We start from the raw sequence: 18,466 nt of genomic DNA on the forward strand, positions 1-18,466 counted from the left end.
ATGAACGACCGCGTGACCGTGGACATCCAGGACGGCGTCGCCGACGTCCGCCTGGTACGCGCCGACAAGATGAACGCCCTCGACAACGCCATGTTCGAGGCTCTCGTGCAGACCGGCGAGCGGCTGAAGTCGCAGGCGGACGTTCGCGCGGTGGTGCTGTCGGGCGAGGGCCGGGCGTTCTGCGCCGGCCTCGACATGGGCAACTTCGCCCAGATGGCGTCCGGCGAGCGCAAGGGGGGCGAGCGCAGCGTCGACGAGCTTGTGAAGGGCCGCACGTCGGCCGGAGCCAACCGCGCGCAGCAGGCCTGCTACGTCTGGCGCGAGATCCCCGTGCCGGTGATCGCAGCGGTGCACGGGGTGGCGTTCGGCGGCGGCTTCCAGCTCGCGCTGGGCGCAGACCTGCGGTTCGTCACCGCCGACGCCAAGCTGGCGGTGCTGGAGATCAAGTGGGGCCTGGTGCCCGACATGGCGGGCATCGTGCTGATGCGCGGGCTGATCCGCGACGACGTCGCCCGCGAGCTGACCTGGAGCGGCCGCATCTTCTCGGGCGAGGAGGCCCTGCAGATGGGGCTGGCCACCCGCGTCTGCGCCGACCCGCGCGAGGAAGCCCTGGCCCTGGCGCGCGAGATCGCGGCCAAGAACCCACACGCCATACGCGCCGGCAAGCGCCTGCTGAACCTCGCCCAGTCGGACGCCGACATCTCCGAGATTTTCCTGGAGGAGACCCGCGAGCAGGTGGCGCTGATCGGCTCGGCGAACCAGGTGGAGGCGGTGATGGCCAACATGCAGAAGCGCGTGCCGGCCTTCGCCGACTAGCCCCGCCACTTTCCCGGCCGCCTGCGCATGGCTAGGCTTGCAGGGGCGGAGGGGAAGTCCATGAAGGTGTTGGCGCTCGCCTTGGCGGCGGTCCTGGCGGCGGGCGTCGCCCAGGCGGAGACCGTCTACGTCCGCGCTGGGCGGCTGGTGGAGCCTGAGGCCGGCCGCGTCCTGACGGACCAGCTTATAAAGGTCGTCGACGGGCGCGTGGCGGCGGTCGGGCCGTTCGGGTCGGCGCCTGCGGACGGCAAGGTGATCGACTGGTCAGCCTACACCGTGCTGCCCGGCCTGATCGACATGCACACCCACATCGCCGACGGTTTCGCCGGCAACAGCGATCCGGCCGACGCCCTGAAGCACTCGGCGGCCGAGTCGGTGCTCAAAGGCGCGGAGGCGGCGCGGCTCACCCTGCACGCCGGCTTCACCAGTGTGCGCGACGTGGGCGTCTACCGGGGCCTGAACGACGTCGCCCTGCGTGACGCGATCGCCGCCGGATGGGTCGAGGGGCCGCGGATGAAGGTGGCCGGCGCCTACATCACCGTGCCGGGCGGCGGCGGGGCGGTGACCGGCATGTCCCCGGACGTCGAGGTCCCCCGCGACTTTCGCCTGGGGGAGGTGAGGGGGCCGGAGGAGGCGCGGGAAAAGGTCCGTTACCTCTATCAGCAGGGCGCTGACTTCACCAAGGTGATCGGCACCGGCGCGGTGCTGGCCATGGGCAGCGAGCCCGGACAGCTCGAACTCACCGAGGCCGAGATGAGGGCCGCCTGCGACGAGGCGAAGCTGCGCGGCGGCTACTGCGCGATCCACGCCCACGGGGCCGAGGGCATCAAGGCGGCGATCCGGGCCGGGGCCCGATCCATCGAGCACGCCTCGCTCATCGACGAGGAGGGGATCGCGCTCGCCAAGGCGCGCGGCGTCTTCCTCGACATGGACGTCTACAACGGCGACTACATCGACGAGGTAGGCCGCAAGGACGGCTGGCCGGCCGAGTACCTGCGTAAGAACCTGGAGACCACCGAGATCCAGCGGCGTGGCTTCCGGAAGGCGGTACGGGCCGGTGTGAAGATCAGCTACGGCACCGACGCCGGGGTCTATCCGCACGGCCTGAACGCCCGGCAGTTCGCCTACATGGTCCGGTGGGGCATGACGCCGATGCAGGCGATCCAGTCGGCCACCACCGTGGCCGCCGAGCTGCTGGGCGAGAGCCGCAACGTGGGGGCGCTGAGCCTGGGCCGGTTCGGCGACATGATCGCCGTGCGCGGCGACCCGCTGGCCGACATCCGCGTGCTGGAGCGCGTGGAGGGCGTGATCCAGGGCGGCCGGCTTGTGAAGGCGCCTGGATCGGAGTGACCGCCGCCCGCCCCCCGGAGAGCGGCGGTCTTCGCCGAGCCGCGCTCGCTAGCGCGTGGCGAGTTGGGTGGCGGCCGGCTTCGCCGCCATCTGGCTCAGGGTGCTGGAGACGGTGTGCTTGACGCAGGTGCGGTGCGCGTCGGCCGGGAAGCTCGCGCCGATCGTCTCGCGCAGGCACAGGCTGCGGGCCGCCTTCGTCACTTCCGCCTGCACCTGCTCGACAGACTTGCCGCTGGTGGAGATGCGAATCGACTTGGCGCTGGCCGGCGCCGCGATGGCGAGGGTCGCGGCGGCGGCGAGGGTCAGGATGCGGATCATAGGTTCGGTTCCGGATTGAGGTTGTGTCCAACCCCTTTCGCGGCGTTCCTCGGCAGGCGTGGCCGGAACTGACGTGGCCTTGCGCCTGAGGCCTCCATGCCCCGGCGCGGCTTGATGATCAATGATCACATTGCGCCGCAGCATGAAATTCGTGTGGCGGTGCAGCGCAAGCGGGCAGGGCGCCCAAGGGCTGGGCAGGTCAGCCCCGGCCGACGAACGGCATCTTGGTGGCCATGACCGTCATGGACTGAACGTTCGCCTCCAGCGGCAGGCCCGCCATGTAGAGCACCGCGTCGGCCACGGCCTTCACGTCCATCACCGGCTCCGGCGCGATGGAGCCGTCCGCCTGCGGCACGCCCTTGGCCATCGACCGGGTCATCTCGGTGCCGGCGTTGCCGATGTCGATCTGGCCGCAGGCGATGTCATAGGCGCGGCCGTCGAGGGAGGTGGAGCGGGTCAGGCCGGTGATCGCGTGCTTGGTGGCGGTGTAGGCGACCGAGCGGGGCCGCGGCGCATGCGCCGAGATCGAGCCGTTGTTGATGATCCGGCCGCCGCGTGGGTCCTGGGCCTTCATCAGCCGGAACGCCGCCTGAGTGCAGAGGAAGGCGGCGGTGAGGTTGACCTCCACCACCCGCTTCCACGCCTCCAGCGGCAGGTCCTCGAGTAGAACGGGCGGCGCGCCCGTCCCGGCGTTGTTGAACAACAGGTCGAGCCGGCCGAACCGGGCGCGGGTGGAGTCGAAGAGGCGGCCCACAGCCTCCGGGTCCGTCACGTCGGCGGGGACGGGCATGGCCCAGTCCGCAGCCTCGCCGGCGAGCGAGCGGGTCTCCTCCAGCGCCTCCGCGCGCCGGCCGGCAAGGCTCACCGACCAGCCGGCGTCCAGCAGGGCGAGCGCCACGGCGCGGCCGATACCGGAACCCGCGCCGGTGACGATAGCGACCTTCCCTGTGCCTGTGGCCATGCGCCTCGATAGCCGCGATCCTGGGCCGCCGCTAGAGATGCGGGCGGCAAGGAGTGTCGGCGTGGGGTTCGAGATCGAGGTCAGCGGAGGCCCCGCTGGGGCCAGGACCGTGCGGGTCCGGCGCGACGGCGCCGGAGCGCGTGACTACGTGCTCGCCGGGCCGACCCAGGCCGCCTACCAGGATCTCTTCGCCCGCTTCGCCCAGGACTACGGCTGCCGCCTGCCGCTGGCCCGGCGGCCGGTGGCGTTCGATGGGCCGGACCCGCGGCTCGAGCCGCTGATCACCGAGAACCTGACCCCGGAGATCCTCTACGGCTACGGCGACCCCTCGGTGCTGCGGGACGGCGGCCGGTGGTGGATGGCGGTCACCTCCAACGACGCGCCCCAGAGCTTTCCGCTGCTTACATCGCGCGACCTGCTGGCCTGGGAGCCGGCGGGCTTCGTCTTCCCGGAAGGGCGGAAGCCGGAGTGGGCCGTGGACGGCGTGGGCAGCGACTACTGGGCGCCGGAGATGCACCGGGTCGGCCGCGAAGTCTGGCTGTGCTTCACCGCGCGGCAGACCAACGGCGAGCTAGCGATCGGCCTCGCCAAGGCGACCTCGCCTGCAGGGCCCTTCAGCCTGCCTGAAGCGCCGCTGATCGGCGGGGACGTGATCGACGCCCACATCCTGCCCGATCCGGCCGGTCCGATCCTCTACTGGAAGTCCGACAGCAACGGCCACTGGCCGGGCCCGCTCGGCCGGCTCCTCTACGAACGGCCGGATCTCCTGCCAGCGCTGTTCCCCCGGGCCGAGGACCAGGTGACCGGCGAGATGGCGCGCGCGCTGCATGTCTGGTCCGAGACGCTGGGGCCGATGGAGCAGTTCTGCCTGCGCCAGCTCCTGATCGAGGCGGTGACCGAGGACTTCGCAGGCTTTCGCGAGAGGCTGACGCGACTGCGCAGCCAGGTCGGGCCGTCCGCCGACACGATCCTCGAGGCGCTGACCACCACGGTCTACGCCCAGCGGCTGGCGGCCGACGGCTCGTGCCTGGTCGGCGAGCGGGTGGCGGTGCTGTGCAACGACCTGCCCTGGGAGGCGCACCTCATCGAGGGCATGTGGATCACCGAGGCCAACGGCCACTACTGGATGTTCTATTCGGGCAACGACTTCTCAACCGCGCAGTACGGCGTTGGCGTGGCCGTGGCGCCGACGCCCTTCGGGCCGTTCGTGAAGCAGCGCGAGCCGTTCCTGAGGTCGAGCCGCGACTGGTGGGGCCCTGGGCACGTCTCGGTGGCGCCCGGGCCGGACGGCCGGCCGCGGCTGTTCCTGCACGCGTTCAAGCCCGGGCAGATGGGCTACAAGGTGTTCCGCGCGCTGCTGACCGCCGGCCTGGTGTTCGAGGACGGGACGGTGCGGCTGGAGGCCCGGCCGCTGCGCAGGGTTGCCTAGGGTCGAACACCTGTTTAGCCCTGCGCCCCCATGGCCGAACTCCCCCCTCCGCCGCCGCCCGCCGAAGTCGAAGTCGTCGTCGTCCGCGCCCCGCGGCTGAACCCGCTGGGCGGTGAAGCTGCCTTCAGCGCCGTGCAGATCGGCCCGGAGATCCTCGAGACCACGCCACGGCTGGACGAGGCGCTGAAGCGTGCGCCGGGCGTCTCGCTCTTCCGGCGGACGACCAGTGTGGCGGCGAACCCCACGACGCAGGGGCTGTCGCTGCGCTCGATCGCGCCCTCGGGCGCGGGGCGGGCGCTGGTGACCCTGGACGGGGCGCCGCAGAACGATCCGTTCGGTGGCTGGGTGATCTGGAGCGCGCTGCCGCCCGAGGGCCTCGACGGCGCCACCGTCGTCCGCGGCGCGGGGGCGGGACCCTATGGGGCCGGGGCGCTGACCGGTGTCGTGGCCCTGCAGGAGCGCGGGGCCGGCCCGGGGCTCGCCGCTTTCGACGTTTCGGCCGGGGAGCGGGACAGCTACCGCATCGCCGCGTCCGGCGGCGGGCCGGGTGTGCTGGTGACGGCCAGCGCCGAGAGCACCGACGGCTATGTGCCGGTGCGGGGCGCGGCCAGGGGCGCCGCGGACCGGCCGCTGACGCTGGACGACGTCGCATTCTCCGTTCGCGCGCAGCGGCAGGTGGGTGGGGTGCAGGCGGCAGCGCGGCTGTCGGCCTTCGAGGAGCGGCGCGGGGCGGGGCTCGCAGGCGCGCGATCGATCGCCTCCGGCGGCTCGGCGGCGCTGACCCTCGCCCGGGCGCCCGAGCAGGGCGTCGGCGGCTGGCGGCTGCAGGGCTGGGTGCGGACCAGCGACCTGAAGAACAGCTCGGTGGCCGTGGCTGCCGGGCGGGCGACCACCACGCCAGCAAACGACCAGTATGCGACGCCGGCGGTGGGCTATGGCCTGAACGCCGCTCTGCAGGGGCTGTGGGGTGACATCGCCTGGGAGGCCGGCGCCGACGTCCGCCTCACGGACGGCGAGGCGCGCGAACGCTTCCGCTACATGAACGGCGCCTTCACGCGTGGTCGGCTGGCCGGCGGCAAGACCCTCGTGGGCGGCGCCTATGTCGAGACGGCCCTCGACCGCGGCCCCTGGCTGGTCACCGGCGGGGTGCGGGTGGACGGCTGGAAGTCCTACGACGCCACCCGCCAGGAATGGGACCTCGCGACCAATGCCCTGCTGCTCGACCAGACCACGCCGGACGCGTCGGGGACCACACCCACGGCCCGGCTGGGGGTGCGCTACGAGATCAACCGCGCGGTCTGGGTGCGGGCCGCCGCCTACGGGGGGTTCCGCCCGCCGACGCTGAACGAGCTGCACCGGCCCTTTCGGGTCGGCAATGACATCACCGAAGCCAATCCGGGGCTGAAGCCTGAGACCCTGCAGGGGGTTGAGGCGGGCTTCGGCGGGGACGGCGCGATCCGCTGGAGCACCACCGCCTTCTACAACCGCATCGAGGACCCGATCACCAACGTCACCATCGGGATCGGGCCGGGGACCTTCCCGACGGCGGGCTTCGTGCCGGCCGGGGGCGTGCTTCGCCAGCGGCGCAACGCCGGCGAGATCACGGCCTGGGGCGTGGAGTCCGAGGGCGCAGGCGAGCTCGGGCCGGCGTTCGGCTGGCGGACCGCCTGGTCCTACACCGACGCCGAGGTGGACGGCGGCTCGGCCGCGCCCCAGCTCACCGGCAAGCGTCCCGCCCAGACGCCGAAGCTCACCGCCACCGCCGGCCTGGACTGGCAGCCGACGCAACGGGTCAGCCTCACCGCCGACGTCCGGTACGAGAGCGCCCGCTGGGAGGACGACCTGAACACCCGCAAGCTGGGAGCCGGCGTGCAGGTGGACCTCCGGGCGGGGTTCCGGCTGGGCCGTGACAGCGAGATCTATCTCGCCGCCGAGAACCTCCTGGACGAGGAGCTGGAGGTGGGCGAGACGGCGGACGGCGTGGAGAGCTTCTCCGCGCCGCGCACGGTCCGGGTCGGCTTCTCGCTCCGGCGCTAGGCGCTACTCGCCCTTGCCCGGCGGGGCAGCGCCGGTGATCAACTGGACGATCTCGGGCCGGATGTTCTCGGCGCCCTTCTCCATCATATGCTGGACGATCCGGGCGCCGACCGCGTTGCGCACCTCGGTGGTGAACTCGGCCTTGTTCGCGCCGACCCAGGCCATGGAGGCCTCGCGGTTGACGTTGAGCTGCTGGAACTCGGGGAAGACGTACCGGGCGACGAGCTCGTAGCTGCGCTGCTTGCGCGCCCACGGCGCCCAGTTGTGGTCCATGAACAGAAACGCGCCGAAGCCGCCGCTTTCGTCCACGAGCTGGCGGATGCGGCGGGCCGCGTCCTCGGGCGTGCCGATCACCGCAAGGCCGGTGTCGATCATCGCCTGCACCGGATCGTCGCCCTCCGGCACCACCGGCAGGTTGGCGATCTCCCGGAAGTAGTAGATCCAGCGGTCGAGGCCGAAGCGGACGTCCTCCATCGCCTGCTCGCGCGTCTCGGCCACATGCATCGGCCCCACGAGGCGCCAGGCGTTCCGGTCCATGCTCTGGCCGTGCTCGGCGGCCTGCTCGCAGGCGATAGCCCAGTTGGAGGCGAGGGCGTTGAACCCCGCCGTGGACGTGGCGCCCAGCGACAGCAGGCCGAGGCCATGCCGGCCGGCCGCCCGGGCGCCGGTCGGCGAGACCTGGCTCGCCACCGCCATCTCCACCGAGGGGCGGGAGTAGGGCGTCATCTGCAAGCGGGCGTTCTTCAGCTCGAACCAGTCGGACTGATGGCTCACCTCCTCGCCGCGCATGAGCCGGACGAGGACGTCGAGCGCCTCGTCCATGCGGTCGCGCTGCTTCTGCACGGGGATGCCCATCATGAAGGCATCCGAGACGAGCGCGCCTGGACCGACGCCGAACATCACCCGGCCGCGAGTCATGTGGTCGAGCTGGTTGATCCGGTCGGCCAGCATCATCGGGTGGTGGTAGGGCAGGGACGCGACCCCGGTGCCGAGGCGGATGCGCCGGGTGCGCTCGGCGGCGGCGGCGATGAACACCTCCGGCGAGGCGATCAGCTCGTAGCCCGCCGAGTGGTGCTCGCCGATCCACGCCTCGTCATAACCCAGGCGGTCCAGGTGCTCGACGAGTTCGAGGTCGCGCTGGAGCGCCAGGGTGGGGTTCTCATCCACCGGGTGGAACGGCGCGACGAAGGCGCCGAAGCGCAGGCGCGGCGGCAGCATGGCAGGTCCTCCCGTGGCGCGGTTCATCCGCGTCTGAGTGTCAGGATACCGGCGTTCCGCGGCGGCAGGCTACGCCTTGGCGGCGCCCTTCGCCTGCTCGGCGATCTCCTCCTTCACCTCGTCCCGGGCGGCTTCCAGGAAGCGCAGAACGGCGAGCTCGAAGGCGCGCTCGTCCTTGGCGGGCTTCAGCGGCAGGGCGCCCTGCTGGTAGGTCTCGAGCACCACGGGGTGGATGTAGGCGCTGCGGCACACCGCGGCGGTGTTGCCCAGCACGCCGGCCACCGCCTTCACGCAGGTGTTGATGTTGCGCTTGGCCTCGGTGGCGGTGGAGCACTGCGGCAGCTCGATGAGCCCGCGAGCGGCTGCGAGCGTGCCCGCCCAGGTGCGGAAGTCCTTGGCCGAGAAGTCCTCACCCAGGGTCTCGCGCAGGTAGGCGTTCACGTCGGCCGACTCCACCACCCGCTGCTCGCCGTCCTCGTCGATGTACTGGAAGAGCCGCTGGCCCGGCAGGTCCTGACAGGCCTTCACCACGCGGGCGAGCCTGCGGTCGTTGAAGCCGGTGCGATGTACCTTGCCGCTCTTGCCCCGGAACTCGAAGACCGCGCCCTTGGCGTCGATCTTGGCGTGGCGGTCCCGCAGGGTGGTCAGGCCGAAGCTCTTGTTCTGCTTGGCGTATTCCTCGTTGCCCACGCGGATCAGCGTCATCTCCATCACCCGGATGACGGCGGCCAGCACCTTCTCGCGCGGGAGGCCTCGGCGGCCCAGGTCCTCGTCCACGCGGCGGCGCAGCTTCGGCAGGGCGCGCCCGAAAGCGATCACCCGGTCGTACTTGTGGGTGTCACGCACCTCACGCCAGCGCTCGTGGTACCGGTACTGCTTGCGGCCCTTCTGATCGCGGCCGATCGCCTGGATGTGTCCGTTGGCCTTGGGCGAGATCCAGACGTCGGTCCAGGCTGGGGGGATCGCGAGCTTGCGGATGCGGTCGAGCGTCTTCTCATCGGTGACCGGATCGCCGTTCGGCTTGAAATAGTTGAACCCGTTCGCCCGCGCCTTGCGGCGGGTGATGCCGGGGTCGGAGTCGCTGACGTAGATGAGGCCGGCGGCCTCCACGTCCTCCAGCCCCGGCGGCGAGGGGCTGAGGTCGTCGGGCATGTCCCTGGCCATCTTCGCACACACTCCTACGGCTGAGCGGCAACGTGGTATGCGCAAGGCGGGTTCCTCCCAGACGCCGCCGGAGCAGACTTGAACTACCGCCACGCCTTTCACGCCGGGAACTTCGCGGACCTGGTGAAGCACGCCGCCCTGCTGCAGTTGCTGGCCCGGCTGCAGGCCGACGCTGCGCCGCTCGCCGTCGTCGACACCCACGCGGGGCGCGGGCTCTACGACCTCGCCGGCGCCGAGGCCCGCAAGTCGGGGGAAGCCGAGGCGGGGATCGTCCGGCTGGCGGCCGCGAAGGACGCGCCCGGGAGCTTCGCGCCGCTCACCGCCGCCGTGGAGGCGCTGAACACGGGCGGGGGCGTACGGCGGTATCCGGGCTCGCCGCTGCTGATCGCCGATGCGCTGCGGCCGGGCGACAGCTATCTCGCCTGCGAACTCCGCGCCGAGGAGCACGGCGCGCTCAAGACCCTGTTGAAGGACCGGCCGGGCGTCCGCACGGCCTGCACGGACGGCTACGGCGCGGCGGTGGAGGCGACACCCGAGGCCGGCCGCATCCTGCTGGTGATCGACCCGCCCTTCGAGCGGCCGGACGACTACCCAAGAATCGTGGAGACTTTGCGTGCGGCGCGGCGGCGCAACGGCGCGGCGCAGGCGCTGATCTGGCTGCCGCTCAAGGATCTCGAGACCTTCGACGCCTTCCTCCGGGACCTGGAGGATGAGGTGGCCGCGCCGCTTCTGGTCGCCGAGGCACGGATGCGGCCACTCAGCGACCCGATGAAGATGAACGGCTGCGCCCTTGTCCTGCTGGATCCGCCGGCCGGCCTGGCGCCTGTCCTGGAGGCGATCTGCGGCTGGACCGCCGGGGCGTTGGGCGAAGGTGGCGGGGCCAGGGTCTACACGCTGATGTCATAGCATTTTCGCATCCGCGAGACGCTCTGGCGTGATATGTTGCGACGCACAATCGAGCCTGGAGCAGCCCAATGTCCGTGAGCGAGATGCGTGAGCTTTCCCCAAAGCCCCTGACCCCGGAAGCGCTGATCGGCGCGGCCTCACCGCTGTGGGGCTTCTTCGCCGGCGCGGCGGCCACCGGCGTGGCGTTCTGGTGGTTCGCCCAGTGGAGCCGGCCGACCAACCTCGAAGCGCTGTTCGGGCGGTCGAGCACGGTGGTGTCGCCGGAGCTCGCGCCGGCGCTGCCGGCCTTGAGCGATCCTGAGACGGTCACGGAGCCCGCCACCGCGGTCGCCTTGAAGGCGATGGAGCCGTTCATCGCCGCCGTCGAGGCCGTGGAAGCTCCGGTGGAGGAGCTGGTCGCCGAGGTCAACGCGGTCGTGGAGGCAGGGGGCGAAGCGGCGGTCGAGGCGACGCCCGAGCCCGCCACCTTCATTGCCGAGCCTCCGGAACCTGTGGCGGGGCCCGAGCCGGCAAGCGAGGCGCCGCGGCCCCGCCGGAAGGCGGCGGCGCAACCCTCGAACGGCATGACTATCGGGCCCGTCGCCGACTGACTTGGCGGCCCCGCCCGGCGCGGCCTAGAACGCCCGGGTGAAGCGGCTGATGGACATCGCGGGCGGGATCGTGGGCCTGGTGCTGTTCTTGCCCCTGCTGCTGGGGATCGCGCTGGCCGTGCGGCTGGAAAGCGCCGGTCCGGCCCTCCACTGGTCGAAGCGCGTGGGGCGGGGCAACCGCATCTTCCTGATGCCGAAGTTCCGCACAATGCGGCTGGGCACGCCTGACGTGGCGACCCACCTGTTGGCCGACCCTGGTCAGTGGGTGACGCCTGTCGGCCGGTTCCTGCGCCGCACCAGCCTCGACGAGCTGCCGCAATTCTGGAGCGTGCTCATCGGCCACATGAGCCTGGTGGGGCCCCGGCCGGCGCTGTTCAACCAGGACGACCTGGTGGCCCTGCGGACCGAGGCGGGGGTGCACACCCTGCGGCCCGGGGTCACCGGCTGGGCGCAGGTGAACGGCCGCGACGAGCTGCCGATCCCCGAGAAGGTGCGGCTGGACCGGGAGTATCTGGAGCGCCGTTCGCTGGCCTTCGACCTGGCGATCATCGCCCGGACGGTAGCGGCCGCGTTCAGCGGCCGGGGCGTAAGCCATTAAAGTTTGAGGGGAACTGGATCGCGGCCCTTGTGCGTTTCCACGCCTGGGCCGCTGTAGGAGCCAGTCCCGTGAGCAACGAAGCCTTCCAGAATCCCGAACCCGGCCCGCGCCGGACACCGGGACGGACGAACCGCACGGCCGATGGCCGGCGCAGGCCGCTGCAGCGCGCCGGCGCCTGGACCCGCGAGCACTGGCAGGCGGCCCGCGCCCGCATGGCCGCCACCCGGATCAAGAAGCCCAGCCCCAAGTCGCTGAAGATCGCCGGCGGCGTGCTCGCCGCCATAGCAGTGATGATCGCGATCCTGATCGCCATCTGGGACTGGAACTGGTTCCGCGGCCCGCTCGCCCGCTTCGCCTCGGCGCGGATGCACCGGGAGGTGCAGATCACCGGCGACCTCGACGTCCATCTCTGGTCCTGGCAGCCCAGGGCGACGGTGGAGGGGATCCGGATCGCCAACCCCGACTGGGCGCCCGACAAGCGGCAGATGGCCGAGATCGACCGGATCGTCGTGCAGATCCGGCTGCTCCCGCTCCTGAAGGGCGACGTGGACCTGCGCCTGCTGCAGTTCGACCGGCCCAACGTGCGGCTCTACGCGGACGCCCAGGGGCGCAAGACCTGGGATTTCTCCGACGGCCGCAAACCCGACAAGCCCACGAAGCTGCCGCCGATCCGCAACTTCATCATCAACCAGGGCCAAATCGACTTCCGGGACGTGAAGCGCGGGCTGACCTTCAACGGCACCCTGAACGCCAGCGAGCAGCTCGGCGGGCAGAACCGCGGCTTCAACATGCTGGGACAGGGCTCCTACAACCGCCAGCCGTTCAACCTGCGGATCACCGGCGGGCCGCTGCTGAATATCAACAAGGACACGCCGTACCCGTTCGACGCCTACGTGCGCGCCGGGGACACGGTGATCACCGCGCAGGGCGCGGTGCCCGAGCCGTTCGACCTCGGCCAGTTCCACGTCAACGCCTCGGTACGCGGGCCCGACATGGCCGAGCTCTACGGCCTGACCGGCATCGCCCTGCCCAACACCCCGCCGTATACCGTGCGCGGCCGGCTGAGCCGGGACGAGGGCCTGTACCGGGTGACCGGCCTGAACGGCCGGGTGGGGGACAGCGACCTCTCCGGGACCCTGTCGGTCGACACCGGCCGGGAGCGCCCGTACCTGAAGGCCGACCTCGCCACCCGCAGCCTCGACTTCGACGACCTGGGCGCCCTGTTCGGCGGCGCGCCGTCGACGGCGCCGGGCGAGACCGCCTCGGCCACCCAGAAGGCGGTGGCCCAGAACCTCAACGCCCAGCAGCGGCTGTTCCCCGACTCGACCCTGGCGGTGGAGCGGATCCGGGCCATCGACGCGGACGTGGACTACAAGGTGGCCACCATCCGTGATGCGCCGGTGCACCTGCGGTCGGCCGCCGTCAAGGTGAAGCTGGACGAAGGACTGTTGCGCGCCGACCCGCTGCGGCTCGACCTGCCGCAGGGGCAGATCGCCGGCCACGTCCAGCTCAACGCCCGGCGCGCGACGCCGGTCACCGATCTCGACCTGCGCCTGTCGAACGCCCGGCTGGAGCAGCTCATCCCGATCCGCAGCCCCGGCGGGCCGCTGCCGGTCACCGGCTCGCTGGTCGGCCGCGCGCGCCTGACCGGCGAAGGCAACAGCGTCCACAAGGCGTTCGCCAACGCCGACGGCGAGGTGATGGTGGTGATCCCGAACGGCGAGATCCGCGAGGCCTTCGCCGAGCTTCTCGGCGTCAACGTGGTCAAGGGCCTCGGCCTGCTGCTGAAGAAGGACCAGGACAAGGTGCCGATCCGCTGCGGGGTGGCGCACTTCCAGACCACCGACGGCGTGATGCGCGCGAACCAGATCGTCTTCGACACCGAGCCGGTCGTCGTCACGGGCTCCGGGACGGTGAACCTCGACTCCGAGCGCATGGCCTTCCGCGTGCAGGGCCATCCGAAGGAGTTCCGGCTGCTGCGGCTGATGCTGCCCGTCACGGCCCAGGGGCCGATCCGGGGGCCGAAGCTGGGCGTGGAGCCGGGCAAGGCCATCGCCCAGGGCGGCGTCGCCGTGGCGCTGGGCTCGCTGCTGTCGCCGCTGGCCGCCATCCTTCCGTTCGTCGACCCGGGCCTGGCCAAGGACGCCAACTGCTCGGCGCTGCTGGCCGGCGCCTCGGCCGAGGGCGCGCCGGTGAAGTCCGCCCGCCGTTGAGCCGTTGACGCCGCGGCGGGGCTCGCGGCAACCTCCCGTCGCCGCCGCTTCCGGCGTGCGACAGGGAGTACGGCTATGGGCGGCAGGATCGGCAGGGGCGCGGGCGCCGCGCTGGCGCTGGGCATCGGCATCGCGGTCGCGGCCGGCGGGGCGCTGGCCCACAACGCCGAGGGCGAGACCGCCACCACCCCCGGCGGCAAGGCGGCCCTGGCCCGCCACGAGAACTTCGAGAAGATGGGCGGCGCCTTCAAGCGGCTGAACGACGAGCTGCGCAAGGGCTCGCCGGACAAGGCGGTGCTGGTGCAGAGCGCCACCCAGGTGAAGACCCTGTCCGACCAACTGCCGACCTGGTTCCCCCGCGGCTCCGGCCAGGAAGCCCGTCCGAAGAGCGAGGCCAAGGCGAACATCTGGACCGACGCGGCCGGCTTCACCGCCGCGGCGTCGAACCTGCGGACCCAGAGCGCCAAGCTGCAGCAAGCCGCCGGAGCGGGCGATATCGACGCGCTGAAGGCTCAGGTCCGCGCCACCGGCGGCGCCTGCAAGGGCTGCCACGACAAGTACCGCGTGCAGAAGGATTCCTAGACCGGTGGCGAGGGAGGGCGGCCTTGACGCGCAGGTCCGCGCGCGGCTGTGGGACGGCCCCGTGCGGATCGTCCATTGGTCGCTGGTGCTGCTGATCGCCTTCTCCTGGGGAGCGGCCGAGTTCGACCAGATGCAGCTCCACAGGATCAGCGGCTACCTGGTCATCGGGCTCCTGGTCTTCCGGATCGTGTGGGGTCTGTGGGGGTCGCGCACGGCGCGCTTCGGGAGCTTCGTGAAGGGGCCGGGCCGGACTCTCGCCTATCTGAAGACCCTGCCCAACCGCTCGCCCACCGACGTGCCGGGCCACAACCCGCTGGGAGCCTGGAGTGTGGTGGCGATCCTGCTGGTGCTGCTCGTCCAGGTGGCCACCGGCCTGTTCGCCGTGGACGTGGACGCCTTCGAAGCCGGCCCGCTCTCGGACAGGGTGAGCTTCGAGACCGGTCGGGCGATCGCCGAACTGCACGAGACGAGCTTCGCCGTCCTGCAGGCGCTGGTCGTCCTGCACGTGGCGGCGGTGCTCTACTACCTGATCTGGAAACGTTCGAACCTGATCGGCCCGATGATCACTGGCCGGCGGAGGTTCGCCGCCGACCCGGGCCTGACGTTCGCGCCCTGGTGGCGCGTGGTGGCGACGGCCGTCCTGGCCGCCGCCGTCGCGTGGATCCTGTCGAAGGGCCTGAGGCTCTAGCCGACGTCGGCGGCTTCGCGCAGCGACTTCAGCCAGGCGTCCTCGCGGGCCTTCTCCGCGGCCCGGAGCTTGTCCTCGGCCTCGCGGACCGCGGCGTCGTGCTTGCGCCACTCGAGCACTGCGCCCTCACGCGCCGCGCGGGCGGCTTCCAGGGTCGGGTAGCGGGCGAGCACCGCGCGCACGGAATAGCTGACGGGCGGGCCCACGGTCTCGCGGTCGGGGTAGAAGCCGGTGATCGAATCCGCGGTCTCGCTCTCGATGTGGAAGACGTCCGCCCAGCCGGCATGATGGCGCATCAGGGCCCAGGGCCGTTCCATCCGCTCGCTCACCGTGTTCTCCTCGAATGTGTTGCGCGAATCCGCCCGGGGGCGGTTGGGCCGCAAGCTACTCCGCGGCTCCGCCTGCTCCAACGCCGGGCGAACGATTTTGGGTCTTCCGTTCCGCAACGACGCCGTGGCAAGCCTGGGACATTCCTTAGATCCATTTTCCTGAAGAGCATTCGCGTTTGTCCCAGATCGTGATCGGCCGCCGGTTCTGCGGCCCGCCCAACTCCGGCAACGGCGGCTATGTCTGCGGCGTGCTGGCCAAGGAAATCGACGGCCCGGCCACGGCCGTGCTTCGTGCGCCGGTGCCGCTGGACGCCGGCCTCGACCTCTCCGTCCAGGACGGCCAGGTGGCGCTGACCGGGGAGGGTGGGACGCTGATCGGCCAGGGCCGTCCCTCCGCTGGGGCCGAGCTGCCCAAGGCGCCGGCGCCGATCAGCCTTGACGAGGCCCGCGCCGCCGGCGCCCGCCACATCGGCCTGACCCAGCGGGTGCACCCGATTTGCTTCACCTGCGGGACGGAGCGCGCGGAAGGGGACGGGCTCCGAGTGTTCGCGGGCCAGGTGGCGGGCCGCGAGCCGGGCGTCGTCGCCGACGTCTGGACGCCGCACGAGGCCTTCGCCGACGCCGACGGGGTCGCGCCGCTGGAGGTGGTCTGGGCGGCGCTCGACTGTCCGGGCTACTTCGCCTGGGTGGAGAAGGAGGGCCGCCACGGCGCCCTGCTCGGCACCATGACCGGCGAGGTCCTGCGCCGGCCGAAGGCGGGCGAGGGCTGCGTGATCATGGCCTGGCCGCTCGTCCGTGACGGTCGCAAGGAAACCGCCGGCGTGGCGCTGTTCAGCGCCGCGGGCGAGCTGATGGCCCGGGCCCACCAGGTGTGGATCGTCATGGGCCCCCGGCCCGAGACGGCGCCTGCGGGGAAGGAATCGGCTTCCGCCTGAGGCCGCGCGGCGGCAACCTGCGCCCCGCAACCGGGGAGGAAGCATGCGCGCGGCGTCTGTCTCGGATTATCGGGAGCTCGCCCGCCGGCGTCTGCCGAAGATCTTCTTCGAGTACATCGACGGGGGCTCCTACGCAGAGGAGACCCTTCGGCGGAATGTGGCCGATCTGGAGGCCATCGCGCTTCGCCAGCGGGTGATGCGCGACATGACCGAGCTGGACATGGGCGTCGAGGTGCTCGGCCAGGAGCTGTCGATGCCCGTGGGCCTCTCGCCCGTGGGCATGGCCGGCATGTACGGTCGCCGCGGCGAGGTGCAGGCGGCCCGCGCGGCCGCGGCGGCGGGGGTCCCGTTCTGCCTGTCCACCGTCGGCGTCTGTTCGGTGGAGGAGGTGGCGAAGGGGGCCCAGGCGCCCTGGTTCCAGCTCTACATGCTGAAGGACCGGGGCTACATGCGCGAGCTGCTGGGCCGCGCCAAGGACCTCCACTGCCCGGTGCTGGTGTTCACCGTCGACCTGCCCGTTCCCGGCGCCCGCTACCGGGACGTCCGCTCGGGGTTCACCGGCGCGTCGAAGTTCGAAGCGGCCATGACCCAGCTCTGGGACGGGATCACCCATCCGGGCTGGACCTGGGACGTGTTCGTGAACGGCCGGCCGCACAGCCTCGGGTCCGTCGCCTCTGCGGTTCAGGACAGCCGGCGCGTCACAGACTTCCTGAGCTGGATCGCCCGGAACTTCGACCGCTCGGTGACCTGGAAGGACCTCGACTGGGTGCGCGAGACCTGGGACGGGCCTATCGTCGTCAAGGGCGTGCTGGACCCGGAGGACGCGCGCGACGCGGTCCGCGCAGGCGCGCAGGGGCTGGTGGTCTCGAACCACGGGGGCCGCCAGCTCGATGGCGTGCGTTCGTCGATCTCGGCGCTGCCTCGGATCGCTGACGCGGTGGGGAACGACCTCGAGGTGTTCATGGACGGCGGCGTCCGCTCGGGCCTCGACGTGCTGAAGGCCCTGTCCCTCGGCGCCAGGGCCTGTTTCCTCGGGCGCGCCTGGGCCTATGCGCTCGGCGCTGGCGGCGAGGCGCAGGTGGCGAAGATGCTGGCCACCGTCCGCTCGGAGCTGGCGGTGGCCATGATCCTCACCGGCTGCCGGTCGGCGCAGGAGGCCGGGCCGGAGCTGCTGGACGGGCTGGACCCGCCGCCGGCTTCGCGGCGAGACCTGTCCTGAAGAGGCGCATCAGCGGCTTCTCCACGAGCTGGTAGGTGACCAGTCCAGCGATGACGCCGGCGATGAGGCCGCCCGCCAGGATCAGGGGCGGGGAAGCCAGGCCGGCCATGTCGAGGAGCCGCACCACCGCCGAGATCGCGAGGCCGTGGACGAGGTAGAGCGAGTAGGACGCATCGCCCAGCGCCTGGAGCGGCTTGAGGTTCGGCACCGCGCCCTGGCGCTCGATGGCGACGGCGCCGGCTACGAGCAGCAGCGCGGGGACGCCCCAGATCAGGAACCGCGCGCGCTCCACGTCGACGCCCGAGACACCGGCCACCGCGAAGCCGAGCAGTCCGGCGACCACCAGGGCCCAGCCTGTGCGGACGCCGGGTAGCCGGCCCTCGGCCCACGCCTTGCCGAGCCAGATGCCGGCCCCGAACTCCAGCAGCAGCGGGTTGGTGTAGGTGGCCCAGAGCGGGTTCTGCACGTCGCCCAGCGGCCGGATGGCCACCAGGGCGAGCAGGGCCGCGCTCACCAGCCACGGCCTGAGCCTCACCGGCGCCAGCAGGCCGGCGGCGAACAGGACGTAGAAGAACATCTCGTAGTTCAGCGTCCAGCCGGGGATCACCAGCGGGGCGACCAGGCCGGTGTGGTCCCGATAGGGGACGAAGAACAGCGACTTCACCACCGCCTCGGCCGTCACCTCCATGGCCGGGAAGATCCACGGCGCAGACAGCGCCACCCCGACCACCAGCAGGGTCAGGCCCCAGTAGAGCGGCACGATGCGCTGCGCCCGGCGGATCAGGAACTGGGCGGGCGACGGCGGCCGCCGGCAGGTCACGACCCACATGATGAAGCCGGAGATCACGAAGAAGACGTCCACGCCGGCCGCGCCCAGGCCGAAGTGGCCGCCCGCCCGCTCGGCGGCGTGGAAGACCAGCACCCCGAACGCCGCGAAGCCGCGCAGGTACTGGATCGAGCGGACCTCGGCCGGCGTCTGCCGGGTCTCGCTCTGCGGCGTCAGTTCTACCAAGGACCCCCTCCGGACGCGCGCCCACGCGCCGGAGCGCTCGGGCGGTGAAGCTTTGCGTCCAAACGGGCCGCCGCGCGTTTGGCTCCCGACCGATTGCTCAA

General features: G+C 71.7%; 18 protein-coding genes. 12 read left to right on the forward strand and 6 right to left on the reverse strand.

Annotated features, from left to right (window positions below):
• A complete protein-coding gene (locus ACE3Q8_RS03135; protein ID WP_374468780.1) occupies positions 1-816 on the forward strand; it encodes a crotonase/enoyl-CoA hydratase family protein in 816 nt (271 codons plus the stop codon).
• A 60-nt stretch (positions 817-876) separates the two neighbouring features.
• Positions 877-2,166, forward strand: a complete 1,290-nt coding sequence (locus ACE3Q8_RS03140; protein WP_374468781.1) for an amidohydrolase family protein — start codon at positions 877-879, stop codon at positions 2,164-2,166.
• Positions 2,167-2,214: 48 nt separating this feature from the next.
• Here the strand turns inward: ACE3Q8_RS03140 and ACE3Q8_RS03145 are convergent, their stop codons facing one another.
• Positions 2,215-2,484, reverse strand: a complete 270-nt coding sequence (locus ACE3Q8_RS03145; protein WP_374468782.1) for a hypothetical protein — start codon at positions 2,482-2,484, stop codon at positions 2,215-2,217.
• A 199-nt stretch (positions 2,485-2,683) separates the two neighbouring features.
• Positions 2,684-3,445 (reverse strand): SDR family oxidoreductase, encoded by a 762-nt coding sequence (locus tag ACE3Q8_RS03150; RefSeq protein WP_374468783.1) that lies wholly within the window; start codon positions 3,443-3,445, stop codon positions 2,684-2,686.
• Between the two features lie 61 nt (positions 3,446-3,506).
• Between ACE3Q8_RS03150 and ACE3Q8_RS03155 the strand changes: the two genes are divergently transcribed.
• A complete protein-coding gene (locus ACE3Q8_RS03155) occupies positions 3,507-4,874 on the forward strand; it encodes a family 43 glycosylhydrolase (RefSeq protein WP_374468784.1) in 1,368 nt (455 codons plus the stop codon).
• A gap of 30 nt (positions 4,875-4,904) precedes the next feature.
• The gene (locus ACE3Q8_RS03160) at positions 4,905-6,911 is read left to right on the forward strand and encodes a TonB-dependent receptor (RefSeq protein ID WP_374468785.1); all 2,007 of its coding nucleotides are present in this window, start codon (positions 4,905-4,907) and stop codon (positions 6,909-6,911) included.
• 3 nt (positions 6,912-6,914) lie between these two features.
• Here ACE3Q8_RS03160 and ACE3Q8_RS03165 read toward each other — a convergent pair whose 3' ends face one another.
• The gene (locus ACE3Q8_RS03165) at positions 6,915-8,129 is read right to left on the reverse strand and encodes an LLM class flavin-dependent oxidoreductase (RefSeq protein WP_374468786.1); all 1,215 of its coding nucleotides are present in this window, start codon (positions 8,127-8,129) and stop codon (positions 6,915-6,917) included.
• 69 nt (positions 8,130-8,198) lie between these two features.
• A complete protein-coding gene (locus ACE3Q8_RS03170) occupies positions 8,199-9,293 on the reverse strand; it encodes a DNA topoisomerase IB (RefSeq protein WP_374468787.1) in 1,095 nt (364 codons plus the stop codon).
• 78 nt (positions 9,294-9,371) lie between these two features.
• Between ACE3Q8_RS03170 and rlmJ the strand changes: the two genes are divergently transcribed.
• From rlmJ to ACE3Q8_RS03200, 6 genes are all read left to right on the forward strand, one after another.
• On the forward strand, positions 9,372-10,199 hold the full coding sequence (rlmJ, locus tag ACE3Q8_RS03175) for a 23S rRNA (adenine(2030)-N(6))-methyltransferase RlmJ (RefSeq protein WP_374468788.1): 828 nt from the start codon (positions 9,372-9,374) through the stop codon (positions 10,197-10,199).
• Between the two features lie 68 nt (positions 10,200-10,267).
• Complete coding sequence (locus tag ACE3Q8_RS03180) at positions 10,268-10,789, forward strand: hypothetical protein (RefSeq protein ID WP_374468789.1); 522 nt, start codon at positions 10,268-10,270, stop codon at positions 10,787-10,789.
• Between the two features lie 37 nt (positions 10,790-10,826).
• Entirely contained in the window at positions 10,827-11,387 is a 561-nt protein-coding gene (locus tag ACE3Q8_RS03185) for a sugar transferase (protein ID WP_374468790.1), read from the forward strand.
• Between the two features lie 68 nt (positions 11,388-11,455).
• On the forward strand, positions 11,456-13,600 hold the full coding sequence (locus ACE3Q8_RS03190) for an AsmA family protein (RefSeq protein ID WP_374468791.1): 2,145 nt from the start codon (positions 11,456-11,458) through the stop codon (positions 13,598-13,600).
• A 75-nt stretch (positions 13,601-13,675) separates the two neighbouring features.
• Positions 13,676-14,182, forward strand: a complete 507-nt coding sequence (locus tag ACE3Q8_RS03195) for a cytochrome c (protein ID WP_374468792.1) — start codon at positions 13,676-13,678, stop codon at positions 14,180-14,182.
• 4 nt (positions 14,183-14,186) lie between these two features.
• The gene (locus tag ACE3Q8_RS03200) at positions 14,187-14,870 is read left to right on the forward strand and encodes a cytochrome b/b6 domain-containing protein (RefSeq protein WP_374468793.1); all 684 of its coding nucleotides are present in this window, start codon (positions 14,187-14,189) and stop codon (positions 14,868-14,870) included.
• Here ACE3Q8_RS03200 and ACE3Q8_RS03205 read toward each other — a convergent pair.
• Positions 14,867-15,199 (reverse strand): hypothetical protein, encoded by a 333-nt coding sequence (locus ACE3Q8_RS03205; RefSeq protein WP_374468794.1) that lies wholly within the window; start codon positions 15,197-15,199, stop codon positions 14,867-14,869. The genes ACE3Q8_RS03200 and ACE3Q8_RS03205 overlap by 4 nt on opposite strands.
• Positions 15,200-15,375: 176 nt before the next feature.
• Between ACE3Q8_RS03205 and ACE3Q8_RS03210 the strand changes: the two genes are divergently transcribed.
• Complete coding sequence (locus tag ACE3Q8_RS03210; RefSeq protein WP_374468795.1) at positions 15,376-16,134, forward strand: hypothetical protein; 759 nt, start codon at positions 15,376-15,378, stop codon at positions 16,132-16,134.
• Positions 16,135-16,177: 43 nt separating this feature from the next.
• Positions 16,178-17,353 carry an L-lactate dehydrogenase gene (locus ACE3Q8_RS03215; protein ID WP_374468796.1) on the forward strand — a complete coding sequence of 392 codons (1,176 nt, stop codon included), beginning with the start codon at positions 16,178-16,180 and terminating at the stop codon, positions 17,351-17,353.
• On the opposite strand, the gene ACE3Q8_RS03220 is transcribed toward ACE3Q8_RS03215, so the two are convergent.
• Positions 17,265-18,365, reverse strand: a complete 1,101-nt coding sequence (locus tag ACE3Q8_RS03220; protein WP_374468797.1) for an acyltransferase family protein — start codon at positions 18,363-18,365, stop codon at positions 17,265-17,267. The genes ACE3Q8_RS03215 and ACE3Q8_RS03220 overlap by 89 nt on opposite strands.
• Positions 18,366-18,466: the final 101 nt, after the last annotated feature.

Source organism: Phenylobacterium sp., from assembly GCF_041913825.1.
Taxonomy (GTDB): Bacteria; Pseudomonadota; Alphaproteobacteria; order Caulobacterales; family Caulobacteraceae; genus Phenylobacterium.

Bases quoted from the DNA above. Each gene is read 5' to 3' on its own strand.
- ACE3Q8_RS03135 (WP_374468780.1), top strand. From the start codon at position 1: ATGAACGACCGCGTGACCGTGGACATCCAGGACGGCGTCGCCGACGTC.
- ACE3Q8_RS03180 (WP_374468789.1), top strand. From the start codon at position 10,268: ATGTCCGTGAGCGAGATGCGTGAGCTTTCCCCAAAGCCCCTGACCCCG.
- ACE3Q8_RS03170 (WP_374468787.1), bottom strand. From the start codon at position 9,293: ATGGCCAGGGACATGCCCGACGACCTCAGCCCCTCGCCGCCGGGGCTG.
- ACE3Q8_RS03215 (WP_374468796.1), top strand. From the start codon at position 16,178: ATGCGCGCGGCGTCTGTCTCGGATTATCGGGAGCTCGCCCGCCGGCGT.
- ACE3Q8_RS03145 (WP_374468782.1), bottom strand. From the start codon at position 2,484: ATGATCCGCATCCTGACCCTCGCCGCCGCCGCGACCCTCGCCATCGCG.
- ACE3Q8_RS03160 (WP_374468785.1), top strand. From the start codon at position 4,905: ATGGCCGAACTCCCCCCTCCGCCGCCGCCCGCCGAAGTCGAAGTCGTC.
- ACE3Q8_RS03150 (WP_374468783.1), bottom strand. From the start codon at position 3,445: ATGGCCACAGGCACAGGGAAGGTCGCTATCGTCACCGGCGCGGGTTCC.
- ACE3Q8_RS03140 (WP_374468781.1), top strand. From the start codon at position 877: ATGAAGGTGTTGGCGCTCGCCTTGGCGGCGGTCCTGGCGGCGGGCGTC.
- ACE3Q8_RS03195 (WP_374468792.1), top strand. From the start codon at position 13,676: ATGGGCGGCAGGATCGGCAGGGGCGCGGGCGCCGCGCTGGCGCTGGGC.
- ACE3Q8_RS03165 (WP_374468786.1), bottom strand. From the start codon at position 8,129: ATGCTGCCGCCGCGCCTGCGCTTCGGCGCCTTCGTCGCGCCGTTCCAC.